Source organism: Caballeronia pedi (assembly GCF_001544915.2).
GTDB lineage: Bacteria > Pseudomonadota > Gammaproteobacteria > Burkholderiales > Burkholderiaceae > Caballeronia > Caballeronia pedi.
In genome coordinates, this window is the sequence record NZ_FCOE02000010.1 from 226,042 (window position 1) to 245,092 (window position 19,051).

Annotated in this window: 27 protein-coding genes; 10 read left to right on the forward strand and 17 right to left on the reverse strand. The window is 57.6% G+C overall.

Going from position 1 to position 19,051, the window contains the following annotated elements; all coding sequences use genetic code 11:
* Nucleotides 1–6: 6 nt before the first annotated feature.
* The 10 genes from AWB80_RS17930 to AWB80_RS17975 all read right to left on the reverse strand — a co-directional run bounded on the left by AWB80_RS17930 (nucleotide 7) and on the right by AWB80_RS17975 (nucleotide 5,876).
* Complete coding sequence (locus AWB80_RS17930; protein WP_061175998.1) at nucleotides 7–492, reverse strand: phage terminase small subunit P27 family; 486 nt, start codon at nucleotides 490–492, stop codon at nucleotides 7–9.
* 98 nt (nucleotides 493–590) lie between these two features.
* The gene (locus AWB80_RS17935; RefSeq protein WP_087131382.1) at nucleotides 591–944 is read right to left on the reverse strand and encodes an HNH endonuclease; all 354 of its coding nucleotides are present in this window, start codon (nucleotides 942–944) and stop codon (nucleotides 591–593) included.
* A 111-nt stretch (nucleotides 945–1,055) separates the two neighbouring features.
* Nucleotides 1,056–1,346, reverse strand: a complete 291-nt coding sequence (locus AWB80_RS17940) for a hypothetical protein (protein ID WP_143328072.1) — start codon at nucleotides 1,344–1,346, stop codon at nucleotides 1,056–1,058.
* A gap of 943 nt (nucleotides 1,347–2,289) precedes the next feature.
* On the reverse strand, nucleotides 2,290–2,541 hold the full coding sequence (locus AWB80_RS17945; protein ID WP_061176000.1) for a hypothetical protein: 252 nt from the start codon (nucleotides 2,539–2,541) through the stop codon (nucleotides 2,290–2,292).
* A 77-nt stretch (nucleotides 2,542–2,618) separates the two neighbouring features.
* Nucleotides 2,619–3,017 carry a nuclease domain-containing protein gene (locus tag AWB80_RS17950; RefSeq protein ID WP_244206577.1) on the reverse strand — a complete coding sequence of 133 codons (399 nt, stop codon included), beginning with the start codon at nucleotides 3,015–3,017 and terminating at the stop codon, nucleotides 2,619–2,621.
* An 11-nt stretch (nucleotides 3,018–3,028) separates the two neighbouring features.
* Entirely contained in the window at nucleotides 3,029–3,616 is a 588-nt protein-coding gene (locus tag AWB80_RS44930) for a hypothetical protein (protein ID WP_244206566.1), read from the reverse strand.
* Nucleotides 3,610–3,939 carry a hypothetical protein gene (locus AWB80_RS17960; protein WP_061176001.1) on the reverse strand — a complete coding sequence of 110 codons (330 nt, stop codon included), beginning with the start codon at nucleotides 3,937–3,939 and terminating at the stop codon, nucleotides 3,610–3,612. The genes AWB80_RS44930 and AWB80_RS17960 overlap by 7 nt, the downstream gene beginning before the upstream one ends.
* A gap of 154 nt (nucleotides 3,940–4,093) precedes the next feature.
* Nucleotides 4,094–5,197: a hypothetical protein gene (locus tag AWB80_RS44935; RefSeq protein WP_244206567.1), complete on the reverse strand. Its 1,104-nt coding sequence runs from the start codon at nucleotides 5,195–5,197 to the stop codon at nucleotides 4,094–4,096.
* Nucleotides 5,194–5,502, reverse strand: a complete 309-nt coding sequence (locus AWB80_RS17970; protein ID WP_061176002.1) for a hypothetical protein — start codon at nucleotides 5,500–5,502, stop codon at nucleotides 5,194–5,196. Before AWB80_RS17970 ends, AWB80_RS44935 begins: the two co-directional genes overlap by 4 nt.
* Nucleotides 5,499–5,876, reverse strand: a complete 378-nt coding sequence (locus AWB80_RS17975; RefSeq protein ID WP_061176003.1) for a hypothetical protein — start codon at nucleotides 5,874–5,876, stop codon at nucleotides 5,499–5,501. The genes AWB80_RS17970 and AWB80_RS17975 overlap by 4 nt, the downstream gene beginning before the upstream one ends.
* Nucleotides 5,877–6,200: 324 nt before the next feature.
* Here AWB80_RS17975 and AWB80_RS17985 point away from each other — a divergent pair, with 324 nt between their 5' ends.
* The 4 genes from AWB80_RS17985 (at nucleotide 6,201) to AWB80_RS18000 (ending at nucleotide 7,502) form a co-directional block, all read left to right on the forward strand.
* Nucleotides 6,201–6,518, forward strand: a complete 318-nt coding sequence (locus tag AWB80_RS17985) for a hypothetical protein (RefSeq protein WP_061176004.1) — start codon at nucleotides 6,201–6,203, stop codon at nucleotides 6,516–6,518.
* A complete protein-coding gene (locus tag AWB80_RS17990; protein WP_061176005.1) occupies nucleotides 6,505–6,816 on the forward strand; it encodes a helix-turn-helix domain-containing protein in 312 nt (103 codons plus the stop codon). The genes AWB80_RS17985 and AWB80_RS17990 overlap by 14 nt, the downstream gene beginning before the upstream one ends.
* A 95-nt stretch (nucleotides 6,817–6,911) precedes the next feature.
* Nucleotides 6,912–7,208 carry a helix-turn-helix domain-containing protein gene (locus AWB80_RS17995; protein ID WP_087131384.1) on the forward strand — a complete coding sequence of 99 codons (297 nt, stop codon included), beginning with the start codon at nucleotides 6,912–6,914 and terminating at the stop codon, nucleotides 7,206–7,208.
* Nucleotides 7,209–7,502, forward strand: coding sequence for an addiction module antidote protein (locus AWB80_RS18000; RefSeq protein ID WP_061176006.1), 294 nt, complete (start codon nucleotides 7,209–7,211; stop codon nucleotides 7,500–7,502).
* 293 nt (nucleotides 7,503–7,795) lie between these two features.
* Here the strand turns inward: AWB80_RS18000 and AWB80_RS18005 are convergent, their stop codons facing one another.
* The 4 genes from AWB80_RS18005 to AWB80_RS18020 all read right to left on the reverse strand — a co-directional run bounded on the left by AWB80_RS18005 (nucleotide 7,796) and on the right by AWB80_RS18020 (nucleotide 10,253).
* The gene (locus AWB80_RS18005; protein ID WP_061176007.1) at nucleotides 7,796–8,599 is read right to left on the reverse strand and encodes a ParB/RepB/Spo0J family partition protein; all 804 of its coding nucleotides are present in this window, start codon (nucleotides 8,597–8,599) and stop codon (nucleotides 7,796–7,798) included.
* Between the two features lie 237 nt (nucleotides 8,600–8,836).
* Nucleotides 8,837–9,100 (reverse strand): hypothetical protein, encoded by a 264-nt coding sequence (locus AWB80_RS18010; RefSeq protein WP_061176008.1) that lies wholly within the window; start codon nucleotides 9,098–9,100, stop codon nucleotides 8,837–8,839.
* Nucleotides 9,101–9,381: 281 nt separating this feature from the next.
* Nucleotides 9,382–9,696, reverse strand: coding sequence for a hypothetical protein (locus tag AWB80_RS43325; protein WP_143328074.1), 315 nt, complete (start codon nucleotides 9,694–9,696; stop codon nucleotides 9,382–9,384).
* A 38-nt stretch (nucleotides 9,697–9,734) separates the two neighbouring features.
* Entirely contained in the window at nucleotides 9,735–10,253 is a 519-nt protein-coding gene (locus AWB80_RS18020; RefSeq protein ID WP_087131385.1) for a transcriptional regulator, read from the reverse strand.
* A 69-nt stretch (nucleotides 10,254–10,322) separates the two neighbouring features.
* On the opposite strand from AWB80_RS18020, the gene AWB80_RS43330 reads away from it, so the two are divergent.
* The 3 genes from AWB80_RS43330 to AWB80_RS18035 all read left to right on the forward strand — a co-directional run bounded on the left by AWB80_RS43330 (nucleotide 10,323) and on the right by AWB80_RS18035 (nucleotide 12,273).
* Complete coding sequence (locus AWB80_RS43330) at nucleotides 10,323–10,715, forward strand: hypothetical protein (RefSeq protein ID WP_143328075.1); 393 nt, start codon at nucleotides 10,323–10,325, stop codon at nucleotides 10,713–10,715.
* Nucleotides 10,716–11,054: 339 nt separating this feature from the next.
* The gene (locus tag AWB80_RS18030; RefSeq protein ID WP_087131396.1) at nucleotides 11,055–11,930 is read left to right on the forward strand and encodes a DUF7666 domain-containing protein; all 876 of its coding nucleotides are present in this window, start codon (nucleotides 11,055–11,057) and stop codon (nucleotides 11,928–11,930) included.
* A 106-nt stretch (nucleotides 11,931–12,036) separates the two neighbouring features.
* Nucleotides 12,037–12,273 (forward strand): hypothetical protein, encoded by a 237-nt coding sequence (locus AWB80_RS18035; RefSeq protein ID WP_061176011.1) that lies wholly within the window; start codon nucleotides 12,037–12,039, stop codon nucleotides 12,271–12,273.
* Nucleotides 12,274–12,333: 60 nt separating this feature from the next.
* Here AWB80_RS18035 and AWB80_RS43335 read toward each other — a convergent pair whose 3' ends face one another.
* Entirely contained in the window at nucleotides 12,334–12,537 is a 204-nt protein-coding gene (locus AWB80_RS43335) for a hypothetical protein (protein ID WP_143328076.1), read from the reverse strand.
* Nucleotides 12,538–13,592: 1,055 nt separating this feature from the next.
* On the opposite strand from AWB80_RS43335, the gene AWB80_RS18045 reads away from it, so the two are divergent.
* Nucleotides 13,593–14,135 (forward strand): cytochrome P460 family protein, encoded by a 543-nt coding sequence (locus tag AWB80_RS18045; protein WP_244206569.1) that lies wholly within the window; start codon nucleotides 13,593–13,595, stop codon nucleotides 14,133–14,135.
* A gap of 167 nt (nucleotides 14,136–14,302) precedes the next feature.
* Here the strand turns inward: AWB80_RS18045 and AWB80_RS18050 are convergent, their stop codons facing one another.
* Both AWB80_RS18050 and AWB80_RS18055 read right to left on the reverse strand, forming a co-directional pair.
* Nucleotides 14,303–15,232: an alpha/beta fold hydrolase gene (locus tag AWB80_RS18050; RefSeq protein ID WP_061176013.1), complete on the reverse strand. Its 930-nt coding sequence runs from the start codon at nucleotides 15,230–15,232 to the stop codon at nucleotides 14,303–14,305.
* Nucleotides 15,233–15,337: 105 nt separating this feature from the next.
* Complete coding sequence (locus AWB80_RS18055) at nucleotides 15,338–15,985, reverse strand: cysteine hydrolase family protein (protein ID WP_061176014.1); 648 nt, start codon at nucleotides 15,983–15,985, stop codon at nucleotides 15,338–15,340.
* A gap of 760 nt (nucleotides 15,986–16,745) precedes the next feature.
* On the opposite strand from AWB80_RS18055, the gene AWB80_RS18060 reads away from it, so the two are divergent.
* The gene (locus AWB80_RS18060; RefSeq protein ID WP_061176015.1) at nucleotides 16,746–17,600 is read left to right on the forward strand and encodes a LysR family transcriptional regulator; all 855 of its coding nucleotides are present in this window, start codon (nucleotides 16,746–16,748) and stop codon (nucleotides 17,598–17,600) included.
* 101 nt (nucleotides 17,601–17,701) lie between these two features.
* Nucleotides 17,702–19,051: an MFS transporter gene (locus tag AWB80_RS18065; protein WP_143328077.1), complete on the forward strand. Its 1,350-nt coding sequence runs from the start codon at nucleotides 17,702–17,704 to the stop codon at nucleotides 19,049–19,051.

Sequence of the window (19,051 nt, forward strand, 5' to 3'; positions counted from 1 at the left end):
CGTGAACTAGCCGCCAAGCAATGCGCCGAAGGGGTTCTCGGACCTCTTGTTGCCGACGCCGGACAACCGCTGACGGCTGACCGGATCAAGCCCGAGCAGCGCGCCCGCCGTGCGCATCGTTGCGAACGCCCCGCGCTTGACTGTTTCCGCTGGGTTCTTCATCGGCGATCCCTGAGCGCTCATCACAACAAGCCCATTCGCGTCGAGGTCTTCACATGCACGGCGCCAATCCTTGTATGCGGAGCAATACGTCTCTAGCACTTCGACGTCGGTCCATTGCAAAACCTTTTGCGCGCAAAGCCGTGGTGCCACGCGCTTCCACATGTCCGCGGCGTAGCCGGTCATCCAGTCCGGCGGATCGATGTTCGAGATGGCGCCGAAATCTGGCTCATCCTTATTCAGCGCGCGTTTGCCAGGATTTCCGGCAGCGATCTTTCGCGCCGTCGGCTTAGGTTTTCTGCCGCGGCCCGGAACCGTGGCAACCCCACTCATCGGCCAACTCCTGAATTTTTAATTTCGCGGGTGTAAAAATTCGACGGAACGGTCGGTCCCCAGACGATTCGACCCAGACTTTTCCACCCCCCTCCCCATCAACGGCGTTCACTGCCAGTCTTAGTGGCGTGACACTCACGGCAGATGCTTTGAAGATTCTCATCATCGTCCGTGCCGCCTTGAGACTTCGGAACTCGGTGATCCACCTCTGTTGCTAGGGTCACGCGACCAGCCCGCCTGCAGACCTGACACACGCCACAGTCGCGAAGCAGAATACGCTCTCGCCGCTTGACCCACGCAGACCCGTAACCACGCGAATGCCGATTTCCCCGTACCACATCAGGCCTCCACTTCACTTCTTCTCTCGCGTGCCTCTCGCAATACGATTTACCGTTAGACACAAGCGCACCGCATCCACGATGCTTGCACGGGCGCTTCGGTCTAATGGGCATAATTTAAGTTGCAACATCGAAATCTATGAATTAGCCTCGGAAGAGGCTAACGCGCGCGACGGCAACGAGCCAACGATGTCTGAGCTAGCGAGCTCGCGCCTTGCATCGACATTAATATGTGCTCGGGGACTCGACTTGCACCTGCGGCTTCCCGACTTCCGCGGCATATTCATTGAGTGCGTCAACGCATTGCATCAGCTCAGCGTCGACTGTGCTTGCGTTCTGCAGTTTCTCTTGAACTGCCGCTGCGTCGAACGAGACGATTTTCCCGTGCCGCCCAGTGTTTTGCCGAACTGTTCGCGCGAGCTCCGCCAAAGCAGTCGATCGCTTCGATCGCAATTCCTGAAAAGCGTCCAGTGTCGCGTGATAGCGCCCGAGAGCCTCGAAATTCAGGTGGATCATACCCACTCCGCATAGTGGTTTATTCCGCATGTGCAACGGCATGACGAACCTATCCTCCCTCGATGCCAAAAAGCCCACGCGGCGCGAACCGTGTGGGCTTTGGAGGCAATGATGCAGCCTATCTGTTGTGAACCGATTCTAGGCCTGTTTGTGCAAACTACTCAAGACCGACGATGTTCAAATGAATTTGAACACTTGATCGACGTAAAATTCTCATGCGTGCGCCTGATCGTTTTGCTGAGCACGTCGGCCCTTAGTGCAAATCTCCTCGCACGGTTATAGATCGTACCGCGCGCACACTTTTGCTGATATGCGAGCGCTTTGATGTTCGCGTGATACCAGTAGACCCCGAGGAAACACTCCGCATCGCTAGCGAGTTCTTCGCGCTCGCACAATGCGTGAATGGCCATATTAAGGAACGGCATCTGAGGATCGAGAAATGAGTCGGGTTCCGCGACCGTCAACCGTCGTGGCGGTTGCAGACGAGCAAGCACGTTTGACTTTACGTAGGGAGCGAAGATACGGCGCGTGAGGCACCAGGTTACCCACCGATGTACTTTGTCATCTGCAGCGTTTCGAACACTTACGCTCAGGTCACGCTCGGTCATTGCTTCTCGACTTGATTCCGCGTTTGCTTGCGCTACGAACTTCATCGCTCCACTCCGTAAGACAGATTCCAGTAGTCTAGCCACGCCACAAGCTGCGCGCGCATTTCAAGGTTGCGCGGATATGGAAAGTAGATCTCATACTCTTCTTCGATTCCCGCAAACGGACAATCAGGAAAGGAGATCCAATGTTGCTTTCCGTCGGCCCGCCGCACTGCCGTTTGCGATACCGCCCCTGGTAGACCTGGTTTGTGAATATAAACGTATGCGCCCACATTACCTCCGCGCGCGGATCAGACATAGAGATACTTGCGTCGGCTTGAAGATCTTCATTGCTGTCACGCCAGTTCCTCCGTCACGTCCATTTCTCGCAAGCCGCTCGCGAGGAAAAGAGCAAAGGATTTTCGATTTTTCTTTATCGAGGCTCTCGTGCGATACACACCGGGTGCCACCCAATCGCTGCTCAGGATCGGAATGCCGCCCCGACGGTCCTCAGGAATGAATGCATCGACCCAGACGAAAGGCTCGATCTCGCTCTGCGCAAATGGGAGCGCGATCCGGTAGACCGTAGTCTCGAATTCGACAGTCATTTGCCATCGATCCAACGAATATCGCTTCCCGCTGCGGCCTCGATAGGTGTGCCAGCGCGTGCTAGAAGGAATTCGAATCAAACAACGCATACGTTTTGCTCCCGCGCGCGCATCTTCTCAGCGCGCATTGGTTTCCAACACTCATATGCACGATCCCACGTGGCGAACTTGACATCGCGAGCGGCCGGGCCCGCATCGATCCAAGCGTGGCAAGCGCGGCATCCGGGGACCGTGAATTCGTGCTTCGCCTTAATCGCCGTGCCTTTGCCGTGTCTCGACTGATTGCTATGCGCCGGCACAACGGTCTGACGTCCAACGCACACGCCTGGCACGCGCAGGTAGCACGACTCGCCACGGCACGCAGCCAGATACTTTGACCCTTCGGCCACCGTCGGTCTCTTGATGCGCCTCTTGATCGCCGCGCGCCGTAGAACAGTCGCGCGCCCAGCCGTGTTGCTGAATGGCGAACGCTTCAATCGCGAGTTATTCACTGGATCTCCTCGACATCCCAACCACCACCATCGCGCGCCTTCCTCGGATATGCCACCTTGAATACAAGGGGAAAGATCGACGCGGCGACCTTCATCTTGACCTTGGCATCATCACTGAAAATGGCGCGCGCACCCTTCACGTCGTGCATCTCCAACAAGCCCGACGCGGGCAGCACCGCGTAGTCGACGGTCAGAAAGGTCCTTGGCGCGAGCTTGAACTTGATGCCCTCGAACAAGTACCACTGGATCGCGCCAGCCCGCCGCTGTTGTTCGAGATGCGCCTCGTAACGACGCTCGGTCGCGTTTTGCTCGCCGTCGCGCAGTCGTCCAAGCGCCTGCAGTCGCTTCGTTGCGACTTCGCGTTGCGTCACAGTTCCGCGCGCCGCCGGTGCGAGCGACACAACCGGTTCAGCGCAAGACATGATCTCGTCGACTTCGCAGTTCGGCTGAGTGCCGAACTTCTTCGCAAGCGCCCGCTGCTGCGAGTCACGGCCAACAGTGATGTCCTCGCGCACACGCGCGGTACCAACGGTCGTCGTTCCCACCGGTACATACACCGGCCACGATGAGGAGCGTTTCACCATGCTGCGGCCATCTCCCTCTTCGCCAAGGTGAGCAGATACGGGATAAGGAGCATCATCGCGACCATGCGCTCGTCGTGCCAAGCGAGGATCCCGATTATGGCCATCGAGCTCACGAAGTCGTAGAACGCGTTCACGGGGCAGCCATGCTCGTAATACTTCGCGGGCACCAGCACGGCAGCGATCCACATGATTTCAGCCATGACGCAGAGGTAGGCAATTGCCACGTCGCGCGCTAAATCCGCACCGCGCACGATCCACAGGTACAGGCAGATCGCGAGCAAGACATCGAAAAAGACTGCTCGGGCAAGCTTCTTTGCGTTCATGACTTCTGGCTCCAACGACTCGGATTGAAACGGCATGCTGAGTGACCGGACAGGTAATGCCAGTCGGGTAGCCATGCGCAATTGCGAAAGCCCAAGCGATGCATACGCTCGCGACCGGCTTTCTCGACGACGACTTTGCAGCTGCGGCATGTGCTCATGCCGCCTCCGTGTTGCCGTTCCTGTCGCGCGGGACGTCGTTGAAGTACGCGTACAGCTGCTCGTACCGCTCCTCGCTCTCGCGACCTACAGTGCGCAGCATGTCTTCCATCCACTCTCCCGGACCGGCTGCCTTGAACACGCGAGCCTTGAAGCGCATGAACGCCTCGTTCTCGCCTTGCTGCACACCGAGCTGCTTGCCTCGCGCCTCGATGCCGGTCGACGCGCGCCACCAGTCCGCCGCAAACGTTTGCGCACAATCGGCCGGCATGGGCGTGACGGTCTGCACCCTCACCGGGAACAGGCCTGTCCAGCCGCGGAGCACTGCCTCCTCGATCGTCACCTCAGGCGACTGGCCTTCGGCCGCCAGCGAAAGCAAACGTTTGACCGACACCGCAGCCGCTGCGCGCGTCCACGGCGCATCCCGTGCTTTCGCCTCGCGGTGTTCGCACCACATCGACCAGACATCGGTGGAGATGCCATCTGGCAACTTGAATTCTCGAATCTGCTGATGCGACGCAACTCGCGACGCACGTCGCGCGGGTTGCTGATCTAAGTTCTTCTCTTGTTCTTCTAAAGCTATCTTGGTGTCCAAATTTGGAGGGGCTTCGGGTGAAATTTCACCCCCTTCAACGTGGGATTTGGAGGGGCTTGAAGTGAAATTTCGAGCCCCTTCATATTTAGAGCGGCTTGAAATCTCACCCCCCTTAGTGCGACGAGATTTGGAGGGGCTTGGTTTTTCACCCTTCTTCCCAAGGTATTCTTCGAGCGTCGGCGGACTCAAGGAGTGGGTTTCGCCGCTGCGCGGATCGACGCTCTGCACGATAGTTGTGCCAGAGGGTGCGAGCATCTGATAGATGACGATGCTTTGCGTGCGACCTAGGCGCTTGTCCGTCTCGATCAGATAGCCAAGCTCGATGAGCCTGCTCCGTGCACGTCGGATGGTCTGAATATTCAGCTCCGTGTCGAGCAGCAGTTCCTCGTTCGTTACCCACGTCGAATAATCTTCGGATGCCCAGCTTGCGTAAGTTTTCAACAGCGACTTTGCCGCAGAATCGCCTACGAGTTGACGCTTCGCCCATTGATATGCGTACCCGCTCATCGGCTTGCCTCCTCGCGAGGGAGGTCGGGCCGATCCCACCTTAATGGCTGCCAGTTCTGATCGACCAAACCTGCGGTGACCAACCGCCCCTTCACTTCGCCAATAGTCGCGCGGTCGATCCGCAAGCGCTGCGCGACAATGTGCGTGAGCACCTCAGGCGCGAACGGCTCATCCAGCGTCCCGTTGCTCTTCAATGCAAGCACACCAACAAAGTGACGCTGATCCGCAAACGCAAGGCCGATCATCTTCGGGTCGTTAAGAAAGTCGGTGTACATCCGGAACCAGGGCATATTCTTCGTACTCACGCCGCCCCCCCTCGGCCAGCGAGCGCATCGGGCACTGCACGAGCGGTATCGAGCTGCACAAGAAGTCGCTCAGTTATTTTCTGGCCCATTTGCGCGAGTAGAAAAGTACGTTCCGTCTCTTCGGTCGGCGCACTTTCAACGATCACGCTCAACAGTTCGTGGAGATGCTGAAGCTCGACGATCAGCGCAGAAAGAGACTCCTCGTGAATGCCTTCAGACGTTTTGGAGGAAGGCTGCAGGCGCTGCAATGCGCCGGCGAGAATGTCGATCGCGCCGTTGGGCTCTGGATCCAGTGCGGCTGCACGGAGAGCGTCGTTAATTATTTCGAGGGGAGATTGCTTTTGCTCAGGACGAGCGGGGATATTGGCACGCATAGCGGCCTCCTTGGTCGGGTTAAGAACCCGCTCCCCAACGCCAATTGGGGTGGGCGGGCACATGATGGGGTTGGCGTACCGGAGACCAAGGGAACCGGTGAGCCCGAAGGCTCCCCCGCCAAGGCCCGCCCATTGAAGGCGTGCACAGGCGTGCGGACGCAAAAAAAGCCGCTTTCGCGGCGGCAGGTCCGCCTTGGTCAGTTCCGAGACGCCAATCTCGTACGCTGTTGTCTCAGCGATGCTTGGAGTATAGGCAGCGCCGCGCGTTGCGGTCAAGGTTTGAACCGGTTGCGATTTATACGTCAATGACGTATCATCCACTCCATGTACACTGTCGCCGAAACGCCCGTTTTTAAAGCGTATGTATCTGACTATTGGACGGAAGACGAGCGTGGCGCGTTTTGCGCATGGTTGGCGTCGAACGCGGAAGCAGGCGATGTTATTCCAGGGTCCGGGGGATGCCGGAAGGTCCGGTGGGGCCGCAAAGGCGTGGGCAAACGTGGTGGCGTAAGGGTTATTTATTACAACGTGTTTGCAGATGGCGTAATTTGGCTGTTGACGATCTATGGCAAAAACGTTGCGGAGAATATTCCAGCTCATGAGCTCAAGTTGCTCAAGGAGATGATCGATGCCGCTCACTAAGAAAGAACTTGCCGCAAAGGAAGCGAAGCGCAATCTAAGTGGCGAGTTGCTGCAGGCGGTCCGCGAAATGAAGCAAGGCCGTGCAGCCCGCGTCACACACGTGGAGCCGTCCACAGCATCTGTAGCCCGCGACAAAAGCGGTCTGTCACAAAGTGAATTCGCCAAGCTTATTGGCGTCTCACTGCGCACGTTGCAGGAGTGGGAGCAAGGCCGGCGCAAGCCGACGGGCGCCGCCCAAACCTTGCTGCGCGTGGCGGCGCTGCACCCGGAAGCGCTCCGCGATCTGCAAAGCAGTTGACTGGACGCAGCTTTGTTCCGATGTCTGACGGCGACTGACGTCGATCGCGATAAGCGAGCCGGAAACAAACTCTGCTGAATGCGAACAAGCTCTTTATGCGATTTATCACCGGACACACGACGCGTGGGAAAAGCGTCTTTTATGACCTGTTCGCCGAAAGCGAAGCGGCGGAGCTCGAAATGCGCGCGATCTTGCTTCAGGCACTCACGACCTGGTTGCACAATCAGAAGATGACGCAAGCAGCAGCAGCAGCCGCAGAAGTGCTTGGCACGACGCAGGCGCGTGTGTCTGACATCAAGCGAGGAAAGATCAACCAGTTCAGTCTCGACTTGCTCGTCAAGTTGGCTGCGCGGGCTGGCCTGCACCCCCGCATGAAGCTTGAGTCGAGTTGAATGACCTTGACCGCCTCTCCCACCTTCGATGCCGCTGATTACCTTGACAGTGAAGAAACGATTGCAGAGTTTTTCGCTGCGGCGATGGAAGATCCTAACCCCAACGTTTTTCTCTCGGCTCTCGGTGCCGTCATGCGCGCTCGAGGAGTCGCCAAAGTCGCGGCAGAAGCGGGGCTTGGACGAGAAAGCCTCTATAAAGCGATTGCTCCTGGGGCTCACCCACGCGATGAGACCATTCAAAAGCTGCTGCGAGTGTTGGGCGTACGTATGAACGTCGCTGCGCGGCACGGCTAATTGCCACGGCTCGTCGCCGCGTGTTCTCACGGCTCGATGACGCTCAGTGATGATGTTGTCTCGAGCGATCCCATCGCACACGTTGTCAAAGCGGTTCACGCCAAAGTGAAGGAGCTCCGACTTGCCGACGTACAGGGAACTGCGAGCACGGGCACTCGCTGATGACGACGTGCGGATTGAATACGACCGGCGCAACCGCGAAAAGAATTCGCTGCTCGATGAAACTCTGGCTGCTCGCCGCGACGGTGACCAGACTGAACGGCATCCAACTGAAACGAAATAGTCCTTCAGGCTCATGCCCCGCCCTCACCATCGTGCTCCATTCCCAGCACCCAGCGCAGCGCTTCCGCGCGGTCGCCCGACGACATTTCGAGCTCGCGTGTGATCTCCTTGCGGCTGCGCAGTTTCGGTTTTGCGTCGCCGATTACTGCCCGTTGCGCACGAGCGCGTGCGTGGCCAACGACATGCTCACCGGCCGCAACAAGCTCTCGAACCTTCTCCCGTTGCTCATCAGGCGAGAGCTTGGAGAGCTGGCGCGCGTGAGTGACATTGATCCGCAGGCTATCGACCGCATTGCGGACATCCGCGCAGCAGTCAAGCAGCGCGACCGTACCGCGAACAGTTCCGAGCCCGCAGCCGAAAATCGTTGCGACTTCGCCCTCGCTGTATCCGAGTGCCATCACCCGCCTCATTTTCTCGGCGCGGCCGAGCGGCGTGTCTGCCTCTCGCAATTCGTTTTCACCGATGATCGCAGTCAGCGTCGTGCGCCGCTCTCCGCGGTACACCTGCGCCGGGATCTGGATCGGCTTCTCACCACGAGCGCGCCGCCACTCGTTGACTAAGCGTGCGGCCTTCGTACGTTGCCTGCCGACCGCCACTTCGGTCTCGCCTGTCTCCGTGTTCTTCACGACGGAAATCGGCTGCAACACGCCCTGGAAGTCGATGTTTCGTGCAAGATCCTCGTTCACTGGCAAGTCGACACGAGGGTCGTACAGTGGCGATGAGCTATCCGTCACGAGCACCAGCCGCTCCGGATCGAAGAACAAGAGGTTTGTTTTTCCCGACGCACCATAGGCGTCGACTGAGTTCTTTGCCATTCGTTTCTTCCTCAAACTTCAGTGGTCACACGGGAGCCGGCCATCGACGTTTTGCTTCGCGCCACAGGACAGGCATACCTTTAAGGTGCTCGTAGTCAAACGCTCTTCCGAATTTGCCTCGCGTGTCTCGTGTCGATCGCCATCGACGTCTCGCTTCGAGCTCTTGGCCTGATTCATTTACAGCCCTTTTGCAGTACCAATCCGATGGTGCACGGTTACAGCGGTAGTTCGGCTTCTCTACCCTTCCGTCACCGCGAGTTCGCCTATTTCAGCGGCTGCTTCCGGTTCCGCCTCTGATCCGCCATCTGCTTTTTTCTTTGCCGGCGGCTGGTAGCCGTAGCAAAAGCCCGCCATCGGCAGCGGATGACAGGGCTCGTCCATGAACGTGCGCTTTGAGAGCGTCTCGTGCTCGCCGGTTTCGACATGAAAGGCCTCCGGGTTTTCTTGACGAATCTTCTCTTCCACGACCTTGATCGTTTCGGGCGTGGCTTGTTTCAGCATTTGCTGGTGTCGCGGTAAGTGCACTCGTACTCCTCCTCAGTAGATGGTGGGATCTCCGGCCTCTGACAGAATCTCGGCTCTCACTCCTTGACTGCATTCGAATCGGATACCCCGTGAAACTAGATCGATAATTTCAAAGAAATGTCCTCTCAGCCGTCCAACCCGCATCAATAACGACGGGCTCGACATCATTGCTGACGATGGCGGCCTTACCGCAATCCTCGGCGTCGTGACGATCCGGTTACACGAAGAAACGGTTAAGGCACTCATCGAAACAAAGATCACCCAATCTGATCTGCCCGCCGGCGATAAGTCGAAATTCGTCGCTGCGCTTCGATCGCTGCCCGCCGACGCCACAAAACACCTAACGGTGAAGCTATTGGACTTGGCACTGGCTCATGCGCCGACCGCACTCCACACAATACAAACAGCGCTTCATCTTTCGTCTTGATCTCTTCAAGTCGCTCGAAGCGGCCCCAACCTACCGACGGGCCAAGCTCGATCCAGAACTCCGGAACATCAACTTCCGATTCAATTGTCACGAAGCCATTGAGGAAGACAACAGCGTCGGCATGAAGATCTAGTCGATTACTCACCTCTGGTGCTCCTCGGCAGATAAATCATCATGGAAGCGCTAGAGGCACTCGTCAGACCGGCCGTTCCGGCTTTCAACGGCTCCACCGAAAGCATCCATACGCGAACGGCGAGGTCGTTCGACTACCGTATAAATATCGGACGCACGCATTAGCCATCGTGATGGCAGTCGCTCATTGCATTTCTGCGGAACACTTTCAGCGCGGCCAACCGAAGCCACATGAGACCTGATAGAGCGACGAATATGGCTCCTGCACGTTGCCTCGCGATTCCTCCGCGTTCGCCGATTATTCTTGAGGGCCTTTACCAGTTGACGCGCGGTTTGCGTCTTCCGCGGTCGGTACACCTCCGGCCAGATCTCGATCCAATCGTGAGGACGCAGGTCTTGCCGACGGACGATGCCCTTCGTGAGTCTCTCGATTAACACACAACGCGCCGGCGAGATCGGGGAACGGCCTGACGCTAGCTGCGACAAGTACGAAGTCGACACGTCGAGCATTGCTGCAAGCCAAGTCAGGGTCCCGCGCGGGCAACTGTTGAAGTAAGTTTTTAGGTCCATAACGCAGCGTAGTGTTCGATAAACCAAAAGTCAAGTGACAACTGGCTTAGTTAAAACTAAACTAGCGGTATGAACTCTACCGACACGCGCCGCGCGCGCCTAAAAGAATGGCTCGGCACTCACCCGACGCCACCAAAGGAGAAGAGCTATTTCTCCCAGCTCGTCAATGGAACAGCATCGTTCGGTGAGCGCGCTGCCCGCCGTATCGAGCGTCAATACGGGATGGACGAGGGTTACCTTGACCGTCCACTGCCTGGCGCGCCAAGCCCGACAGACAAGGCCGCTTCCTCGATGCGGAATAGCCCAAGTTCTCCCGACCCATCGCGTTCTATCCTGCGCCTTATGTCGCAGCTGACTGAGACACAAAAGGCAGAGATCGCGAACACGATGCAGGCCATGGCGGATCGTAACGAGCGGCTGCTTGCCGAACTACTCGCACGAAACACAGACGCGACGTCTTGACCGGCCACAGGGATAGCGGCATTTCGAGCTTGACGCCCCGCGAAGCTCGACCGGATAGCGACACGCTTAGACGCGAGTACAGTTACCACTTTACTTCATACGTTTAATTCAATAAACTCCGGTTTGATGTCATTGCATGTAACGAGTACGTGCGACGTGTTAGCCGTACTCGGCGTGGAGACGATCCACATACATGACTTAGTCCACCCTAAAGGTCGGTGAACGAATGCGATCGACATCACTACTTCAGCCATATTGATAGTTGAACTAATCGGAGGTGTGATGTTCGATCGAATTTTCCCCGTTACTGACGTTGATAAGCGCGCAGCATGCTCTGACATGTCACTCGATCAAATCTTGGGACTACACCTCCCTAACGACACTGCCCTGATTCTTCGCACGTGTCGAGAGGATATGTCATCGAGCAACGGCTTCGTATGGCCCGACGTCGGTGAGACCGCACAAGCGCTCGATTGGGCGCCGACAAGGCGTTGTGGCGGAGGACTGCACGGCTGGCTTTATGGTCATGGGAACTACTACGCTCGAAGCGATCACCACGGCCATTGGCCTCTCGACTCTACGACTAAGTGGCTGGTCGTCGAGGTTCAGACGGACGACATCATTGTGCTCGACGGAAAATGCAAATTTTCACGCGGTGAAGTGGTCTTTGTCGGGGGCATGAAAGAAGCGACAGATTTTCTCATCGTCCATGAGCCTCGCGCTCTCAGCGGTCCAGTGATTGGCGCTCACTTGACGGTCGGTCAGGGTCAGACTGCCACGGTCGGCGCGCTTGGATCGGCTACAACCGGTGACTACGGCGCCGCTACCGCGGGCGATTTCGGCAGTGCTTACGCCGGAAATCACGGGAATGCGGTAGCAGGTATGCGCGGCACAGCTACCGTAGGCTTCAAGGGTTCCGCGACGGCAGGCGACTACGGATTCGTTACCGCTGGCGACTTCTCTCAGGCTCGAGTTGGTGATTTCGCTAGAGCGACTGTTGGTGATGGCGGCACCGCAATCTCGGGCTTGTCGAGCATTGCCGAGTCGGGACTCGCAGGCACTGCAGCAGCGGGCGAAAGCGGCCAAATCAGAATTCGCTACTGGGATCCGATCACGTACCGGTATCGCACGAAAGTCGGCTATGTGGGCGAGGATGGCTTGCAGCCGAACGTGCTGTACAAACTAGACGGCAATTTTCGTTTCAGCACGGTATGAATGCGCCGAAAAGCGCGCGGCATTGCCAGCGTATCCTTTCGAACGTATCGTCGCCCTGCTCGACTGAAACGCATGTCGCAACATTTTTTACCGGAGACGCCGCGCGATGAAGCTTTTGACACGCGCCTTTATTCTCGAAAACTATGGCGTGCGCCTCACGATGAACCAACTGGCAACGCTTCTTGCGATGTCCGAGGGCACGATCCGCAACCAGGTCAGCGCCGAGACGTTCCCGATTCCGACTTACACGGAGGGTGCCAAGCGCTTCGCCCCATACGACGCAGTCGCGGACTATCTAGACGAGATGTCTGCAAAGGCGCGCGAGAGACGTTTTGCCGCTTGAATCGTTCCCTAAATCGCTAGTTTGTCGATCTCTGTGTCTTACGAGATATTCTCCCACCAGTCACAAGACGCCAATAAGTGCGAAGTAAGCCACTGCAACTGGGAACGCCGCTAAAGCGGCAAACCCTATTGCTGCTCCTCCGGCGCCCAGTGCTGCTGTTCGGCCGAGAGAGAACTTTCTTTGCTTCACGTCTTTGATGTTTTGGACATCCACAATTTCCGAGGCGCCCATCAAATGTGTCGAGTCGATACGAGTGATGCGCATCTCAGATGCGATCCCATCACATGTCGCATAGCGAATCTCGTCGCCGACCCTGAAGTCCGCGAGATCGAAGACGGTGTCAGAGCACGTCGACTTTATTTGATTTGTAGCGTCAACACTCTTAGATTGGTGATGCTGAATGGGCTGAAAGGAGGTGCAACTCTGCAGGAATACAACAATTACACAGATAGTCTTTCGCAAATATGAATACGTCATCCTGGATCGCTTCTGGGTGATTCGCCACTCTAACTACAACGATCCAACTCGACCATCGGCCTTGTACGAAAATCAACACCCCCTATCGTAGGCTACGGTGCCATGATGAACTGATCGATCATCGGATCAGATCGTCCGCGATTCGAGCGAAAAGGGTCTGCCGACGAACCGACAGCTTTGGTCCGCAGAGGTGACAATCCGGAGGCTCGGCTACGCATGCAGCCTTGCCCTTGAAATTTTGAATTTCAGACTAGTCTGTTGATCTCGCCCACAGGATGCAGTAATCTTTTCTTACAACGCGCGGAGGTCGATGCTCCTTTTCGATTTCCTGCGTGTCGTGTCTTATGGGGCAGTGTTTATATTTTCGTCGATGCGCCAAACTATCGTTCGACTCGACTCCGACGACATAAGAGTCCATCTCCTTTGCTACCTAGTTTGTGCGACCCTCGTATCGTACGGGCTGACGCAATCATGGTCGCTTGCTCATCTAGTCGAGTCCACGCGACTATGGCAGGCACGCGAAAAAGAGAATTTCGACTGGATGGTACGAATTCAACTTGGCCAGCTCGCGTTGAAGATTTGCAGAGAACACATCAAACGAAAACGCCGCTGCCCGTCCGCCCGAAGTGTCTTCACCGATGCACTTGATTTAGATATGAGAAGTGCCGACGTGATCAAAGTGTGGGCATCCTGTCGTGACGCTCTGAGCCAGCAATAGGCTTCACCCAGCGTTCGATAACCGCATCGCCGGACGTCGCAGTCTACGCTTGACAAGGACAAGTCCCAGAGCTAGCTTGAATCTCGACTCGCGGAACGTGCGGTTGATTCGGAGACCATCGAGGATGATGCGAAAATTGTTCGTCTTAGCGCTGATATCGACGTCGCTCTCCGCGTCAGTTCCTCTAACGACCGTTGCCGAAGAAATCGCCTCGCCGGGTACAGACGACCGGGCCTCACCGGTGTTCGGTGTAACTCTTCCCCCAGGCTATCGCGACTGGCAATTCATCAGCGTTGCGCATGAAGCAGGCAACAACAATGATATTCGCGGCATCCTCGGAAACGACATCGCAATGAAAGCGCTCAAGGAAGGGACGCTACCCTTCCCGGACGGCTCCATCATCGTGCGGCTTGCCTACGAGTACGTGCCGTCAGAACGGAACAACGCCATCTTCGGCCGCGAACAGTCTTTCGTCGCTGGAGCTCCGACCAATGTGCAGATCGAGGTCAAGGACTCCAAGCGTTACGCAAGTACTGGCGGATGGGGTTACGGTCAGTTCGAAAACGGCAAGGCCAACCCGAGCTTGAAGATCGTCAATAGCTGCTTTGCGTGTCACGCGAAGTTGCCAGCCGCCGCGGATTTCGTGTTCACGACTTTTTCGAAGTAGATCTTCTGACAACACCGCGAAGATTGCTTCTCTGGCGCAGCACGGGAGCTCGACCCAATTTGTGAGCGGTGGATTATCCACGGATCGTTGAACAAACTCTAATGCTGCGGGGAGCCAGCCAGCGCCAATCGTACACGCGTGGCTCACCCCCGTATCGCCACGTTGCCCTACCGCGGTTTCGAATCTACTCTCCGCGCGAGAAACTCCCGGATCAGCGGCACCATCTCATCTGCCTTGTCCTCCAAAGCAAAATGACCCGTATCGAGCAAATGGGTCTCGACTTCCGGCAAATCGTTTTTGTATGGGTATGCGCCGTCCGCAGGGAAGATGAAGTCGTTTTTGCCCCACACGATCAACATTGGAGGTTTGAACTCCCGGAAGTACGCCTGCAGCTGCGGGTATAGGGGCAGATTGGTTCGATAGTCATAGAACAGGTCGAGCTGGATGTCATTGTTGCCCGGGCGATCGAGTAAGGCTTGATCATGAACCCAGTTGTCCGGCGATATGCGGGTCCGGTCAGATACGCCATCGGTATATTGAAAGATAGTCGTCTCGATCGTCAGTAGCGGCAGCAACGCCTTGCGGCTTGAATCCGAGCCGTCGGCCCAATAGGTCTTGATAGGGTCCCAGAACGCCTTGAGGCCTTCGTCATATGCGTTCCCGTTCTGGACAATAAAGCCGGTCACGCGGTCTGGATGCTTGAGAGCGAGTCGCCAGCCAACGGGCGCGCCATAGTCCATGACATACATTGCGTACCGGTTGATGCCGAGCTGATCGAGAAGTCCGTCCATCAACTCGCCGAATCGGTCGAACGTGTATGCGAACTTCGCTCGATCCGGCATGTCGCTTTGACCAAAGCCGGGATAGTCCGGCGCGATCACGTGATATCGGTCCGCGAGTGCAGGCATCAGTTGCCTGAACATGTGGGACGACGTTGGGAACCCATGCAGAAGCAGAACAACAGGGGCGTCTTGGGGGCCAGCCTCGCGGAAGAAAATCGTTAGTCCGTCAATTGTCGCTGTCCGATAGTGGGTGACTGGCGGTGTCGCATTTGCGATGCTCACCGCAGGCGTAGCGTTCGAAGCGACTGTGTTCATAACGATGCTCCATGGGCGGATAGGATCCCGCAGTTCAGGGCTAGGTGTACGACCGGACCAATACACTTCCAAGGTCGAGGAATTGGCGTGCCCAAAAACGAAAAGTCACGTCATCTTCGTGACGACCTCGTCAGTCGAGACAACAGCATGGGCGAGAAACGCATAGTTGATCATTGCGGCTTTGTAGCCATCTCCCCAAACGGGATGACGGGGCCCTGCGGTCGCGTCAGCGACGACATAGACCTCGAACCCCTGTTCGAGTAAATCTCTTAGGTGGGCCTCGACGCACATGTTGGCCAGCATCCCGCCGAGGACCACCCTGCGCATAGAGCGCTTGCGCAGTTGGAGTACGAGGTCGTTCGTTTGCGGCCCGAAGACTTTGTGAGGACTGGCTACGATAGCGCCGCCGTCTTCGATATAGGGCTTGAATTCTTCAAGCCAGTCCGCGCCGGAGCCCTCGAATCCCTGTAGGTTTAAAGGTCCCTCGCGCGAGAACGTCCCGGTCGAAAACTCGTCCGCTTCAAGTGGACCGTTAAATTTCCACGCACGATCGGTCGGAAAGAAATAATGAGGCGATATGAAAACGTTGAAATTCGCCGATTTCGCCGCTACAAAAATTCTCAGCATATTCTCGACGGTCTTGTTCTCCGTGACGCTAGCACCTACCGCCCCCCAATTCTTTCCGGATGGGCTCAGGACGTCGTTTTGCGGGTCGATGAAGACCACTGCCGTGTCGCTTTGATCGAGATTCATCCTAGACCCTCGCCGAGAGGTAATTGGGCAGCGTGGAGATCGCTCACAAATTCGGTCGCCGGGACGCGAACGTTGAATCAGCGCTGCGATAGCAAGTGATCGGATCACTGTCCAACAGCAAGCGCCTGACGCCAGATCACCGGTGAAGGCAAACGGTCCGCATGCCGGCTCGAATGCGAGCAGCAACCATAGTTGGTTGAAGAACTTTCGTCAGCCGTTGCGTGGTCGGGTGTAGATGTCCGCCGGAATTCCGTACGGCCGTCAGCGGCGTCGGTCTGCGACGCTACGATCGATTCTTATTCTAGTAGGTCGGAGCGGTGGCGATTAATATTTCTTTGAGGAAGTTTGATCTACTGACGATCGGTCACAAGAGCGTAGCGCCGAGAGGATGTCTAGGGGGAGTGTCCATGGTGCACCGCGCAAGACAGCTGGACGATGCTATTCCAGCCGTCTCTACACCTTTTCACTATTGACTCAACGAGGTGACTGCCCACCCCCGCACAACGAGTAGCAAACAAGGGACTGATCTAACAGATTCATTAAAAGTTGAACGCCACTATGTAGCGGCAACTCGGCTCGAGACGTTTCGAGTCGACCTCGTTGCGGTCATCGGGTCAACGCGAACTCGACGTTCGCTTTCCTGGCTGGAACGACGCGTGGCCAGAACGTTTGGCGGCCTCGGCTAATATGGCGGCCTGTCCGATGACTTCCCTTCGACCTTCCCATGCATGCTCCAGCCAGCCAGGACCTCCAGGTCCGCATGTTTGTCGCCGTCGCGAGAGCGAATTCGCTCCGCGAGGCGGCCGACATCCTCGGCGTGACGCAACCCGCGGTCAGCAAACAGATTCGAGCACTCGAAGCCTCGCTCGGCAGGACGCTCTTCCTGCGACACGGACGGGGGATGCAACTGACGCCGGACGGCCGCGGGCTGTTCCTTGAACTCGAACCGCTGATCAACGCGCTCGATACGGCACTTGTGCGTTCGTCGCTGCAATCGCAACAAGGTGGCACGCTGCGAATCGCGACGGTACAGACGTTGGTAGCCTCGTTCATCTCGATGCTGAGCCGCGAGCTGTTCGATGTCTATCCGAACCTGAGTCTGACGATCCATTGCGACAGTTCCACGAACGTCGTGGAAAGTATCGAACGGGACCGCGCCGATATCGGTTTCGTCTATGAAACGGCCGTGGATGGCCCGGATCTCGTCAGTCAGCCACTGTTCGAGGAGACACTGGCGCTGTACACCCGCTTCGACGTTGAAGCTGACGAGCCTTTAAATCTTGTGGCCCTGAAGCTGATTGTCCCGCCGCGCGCGTATGCGTTGCGTCGGATAGTCGAGCGCGCGCTTGGAGCTCCGGTTCAGCCCTACATCGAATGTGATTCCCTCGAACTTAGCCTGCGGCTCGTGTCGATGACCGACGGCGTCACGGTATTGCCGTCCACATTGCCTCGCGACATGGTCGAGGATCGAGGGTTGCGGCGCCGGCTTCTTCCCTCGATGCCAGCTCGCAGGCTGGTCGCACTGTCGCGCAGCGGGCATCGCGCATCGCCGGCGTTCGATGCCGCGCTCGAAATTGCACGCCGCATTGGTACGCGCGCGATAACACCAGGTTAAGCCAGACTTATTTCTGGACGCATGGCTCGTCGCGTGCGTGGGACGAATACTGACGACAGTTCGGCGGTTCCACGCCGACCCCATACGTCAGGAGACGTCACGTGAATGAACCGCTTCCCATGCTCGGCAACCTCGCCGGCGCGGCGCCCCAGACCATGCCGGGCGCGCGCGGCAAGGCGATCCTTTCGGCCACCGCCGGTTCGATCATAGAGGGCTTCGACTTCATCGCATACGGTACCGCCGCGGCGCTCGTGTTCAATCGGCAGTTCTTCCCGAACCTCGATCCGGCGAGCGCGACGCTCGCGTCGTTCGGTGCGTTCGCGACCGGGCTCTTTGCGCGGCCGCTTGGTGCAATCCTGTTCGGCCACTTCGGCGATCGCCTCGGGCGCCGTGCAATGCTGATGGTCTCGTTGTTCCTGATGGGTGGCTCGACCGTCGCGATCGGCCTGATTCCCAACTATGCCTCAATCGGTGTGTGGTCGGCCGTACTGCTCGTCGCTTTGCGGATTTTGCAGGGTGTCGCGCTGGGCGGGGAAATGGGAGGCGCGGTGCTGATGGCCGTCGAGCATGCACCCGCGAGTCGCGCGGCGCTGTTCGGCAGCCTGCCGCAGATCGGGCCGCCACTCGGCCTACTGCTATCGACAGGCGCGTTCAATCTGCTGACACGGCTTCCAGAAGGCGCTTTCCAGAGCTGGGGGTGGCGTGTACCGTTCATCGCAAGCGTCGTCCTCGTCGGGCTCGGAGCGTTCGTGCGGCGCAGCGTTGGCGAATCGCCCGCGTTCGAACGCGCGGTCGCCGGGCACGGGCCGCGCGATGTGCCGCTCTTGCAACTGCTCGCACGTCACAAGCGGTCGTTGCTGCTCGCAATCGGCGCGAAGTTACCCGAAGTGACGCTCTATTACGTGCTTACGGTATTCATGATCGCCTATGCGTCGACGCACCTCGGCTTTGGCCGCGCCGATGTACTGTCCGCCGTCATGATGGGTGCCGCGTTGCAGATCGTCACGCTTCCGCTCTTCGGCTGGCTCGCCGACCGCGTGGGTGTCCGACGCTTCTATCTTGCCGGCGCGCTGGCGATGGCGGTCTGCGCCGTGCCGTTACTGCGTTGGATCGATAGCGGCAGCCTTGTCGCGCTGAAATGTGCAATGGCACTCGCGCTCGGCATCAACTATTCACTTCTTTTCGGTCCGCAATCGGCGCTATTCGCAGCGCAGTTTCCGGTCGATGTGCGCTGCTCCGGCATCTCGATCGGAATTCAATTCGCGGCGGCGATCGGTGGTGGCCTCGCGCCAATTGTCGCAACATCACTCACCGCGCGCTATCACGGGCTGCAGGCTATCGCGCTCTACATTGCCGTGCTCGCACTTGTGGCGGCACTCTGCACGCGGCTCATGAGCGGCGCCGTGCGAACGCATGCTAACCAGGCGCCGACGCGCACTCAAGGAGAATGA

Bases quoted from the DNA above. Each gene is read 5' to 3' on its own strand.
- AWB80_RS18050 (WP_061176013.1), bottom strand. From the start codon at position 15,232: ATGAACACAGTCGCTTCGAACGCTACGCCTGCGGTGAGCATCGCAAAT.
- AWB80_RS44930 (WP_244206566.1), bottom strand. From the start codon at position 3,616: ATGGTGAAACGCTCCTCATCGTGGCCGGTGTATGTACCGGTGGGAACG.
- AWB80_RS17995 (WP_087131384.1), top strand. From the start codon at position 6,912: ATGCGATTTATCACCGGACACACGACGCGTGGGAAAAGCGTCTTTTAT.
- AWB80_RS17935 (WP_087131382.1), bottom strand. From the start codon at position 944: ATGCCCATTAGACCGAAGCGCCCGTGCAAGCATCGTGGATGCGGTGCG.
- AWB80_RS43330 (WP_143328075.1), top strand. From the start codon at position 10,323: ATGAACTCTACCGACACGCGCCGCGCGCGCCTAAAAGAATGGCTCGGC.
- AWB80_RS18005 (WP_061176007.1), bottom strand. From the start codon at position 8,599: ATGGCAAAGAACTCAGTCGACGCCTATGGTGCGTCGGGAAAAACAAAC.
- AWB80_RS44935 (WP_244206567.1), bottom strand. From the start codon at position 5,197: ATGAGCGGGTACGCATATCAATGGGCGAAGCGTCAACTCGTAGGCGAT.
- AWB80_RS17940 (WP_143328072.1), bottom strand. From the start codon at position 1,346: ATGATCCACCTGAATTTCGAGGCTCTCGGGCGCTATCACGCGACACTG.
- AWB80_RS18055 (WP_061176014.1), bottom strand. From the start codon at position 15,985: ATGAATCTCGATCAAAGCGACACGGCAGTGGTCTTCATCGACCCGCAA.
- AWB80_RS18000 (WP_061176006.1), top strand. From the start codon at position 7,209: ATGACCTTGACCGCCTCTCCCACCTTCGATGCCGCTGATTACCTTGAC.
- AWB80_RS43335 (WP_143328076.1), bottom strand. From the start codon at position 12,537: ATGCGCATCACTCGTATCGACTCGACACATTTGATGGGCGCCTCGGAA.
- AWB80_RS18060 (WP_061176015.1), top strand. From the start codon at position 16,746: ATGTTTGTCGCCGTCGCGAGAGCGAATTCGCTCCGCGAGGCGGCCGAC.
- AWB80_RS18035 (WP_061176011.1), top strand. From the start codon at position 12,037: ATGAAGCTTTTGACACGCGCCTTTATTCTCGAAAACTATGGCGTGCGC.
- AWB80_RS18010 (WP_061176008.1), bottom strand. From the start codon at position 9,100: ATGCTGAAACAAGCCACGCCCGAAACGATCAAGGTCGTGGAAGAGAAG.
- AWB80_RS18020 (WP_087131385.1), bottom strand. From the start codon at position 10,253: ATGGACCTAAAAACTTACTTCAACAGTTGCCCGCGCGGGACCCTGACT.
- AWB80_RS18045 (WP_244206569.1), top strand. From the start codon at position 13,593: ATGATGCGAAAATTGTTCGTCTTAGCGCTGATATCGACGTCGCTCTCC.
- AWB80_RS18030 (WP_087131396.1), top strand. From the start codon at position 11,055: ATGTCACTCGATCAAATCTTGGGACTACACCTCCCTAACGACACTGCC.
- AWB80_RS17945 (WP_061176000.1), bottom strand. From the start codon at position 2,541: ATGACTGTCGAATTCGAGACTACGGTCTACCGGATCGCGCTCCCATTT.
- AWB80_RS17990 (WP_061176005.1), top strand. From the start codon at position 6,505: ATGCCGCTCACTAAGAAAGAACTTGCCGCAAAGGAAGCGAAGCGCAAT.
- AWB80_RS17930 (WP_061175998.1), bottom strand. From the start codon at position 492: ATGAGTGGGGTTGCCACGGTTCCGGGCCGCGGCAGAAAACCTAAGCCG.
- AWB80_RS17985 (WP_061176004.1), top strand. From the start codon at position 6,201: ATGTACACTGTCGCCGAAACGCCCGTTTTTAAAGCGTATGTATCTGAC.
- AWB80_RS17975 (WP_061176003.1), bottom strand. From the start codon at position 5,876: ATGCGTGCCAATATCCCCGCTCGTCCTGAGCAAAAGCAATCTCCCCTC.
- AWB80_RS17960 (WP_061176001.1), bottom strand. From the start codon at position 3,939: ATGAACGCAAAGAAGCTTGCCCGAGCAGTCTTTTTCGATGTCTTGCTC.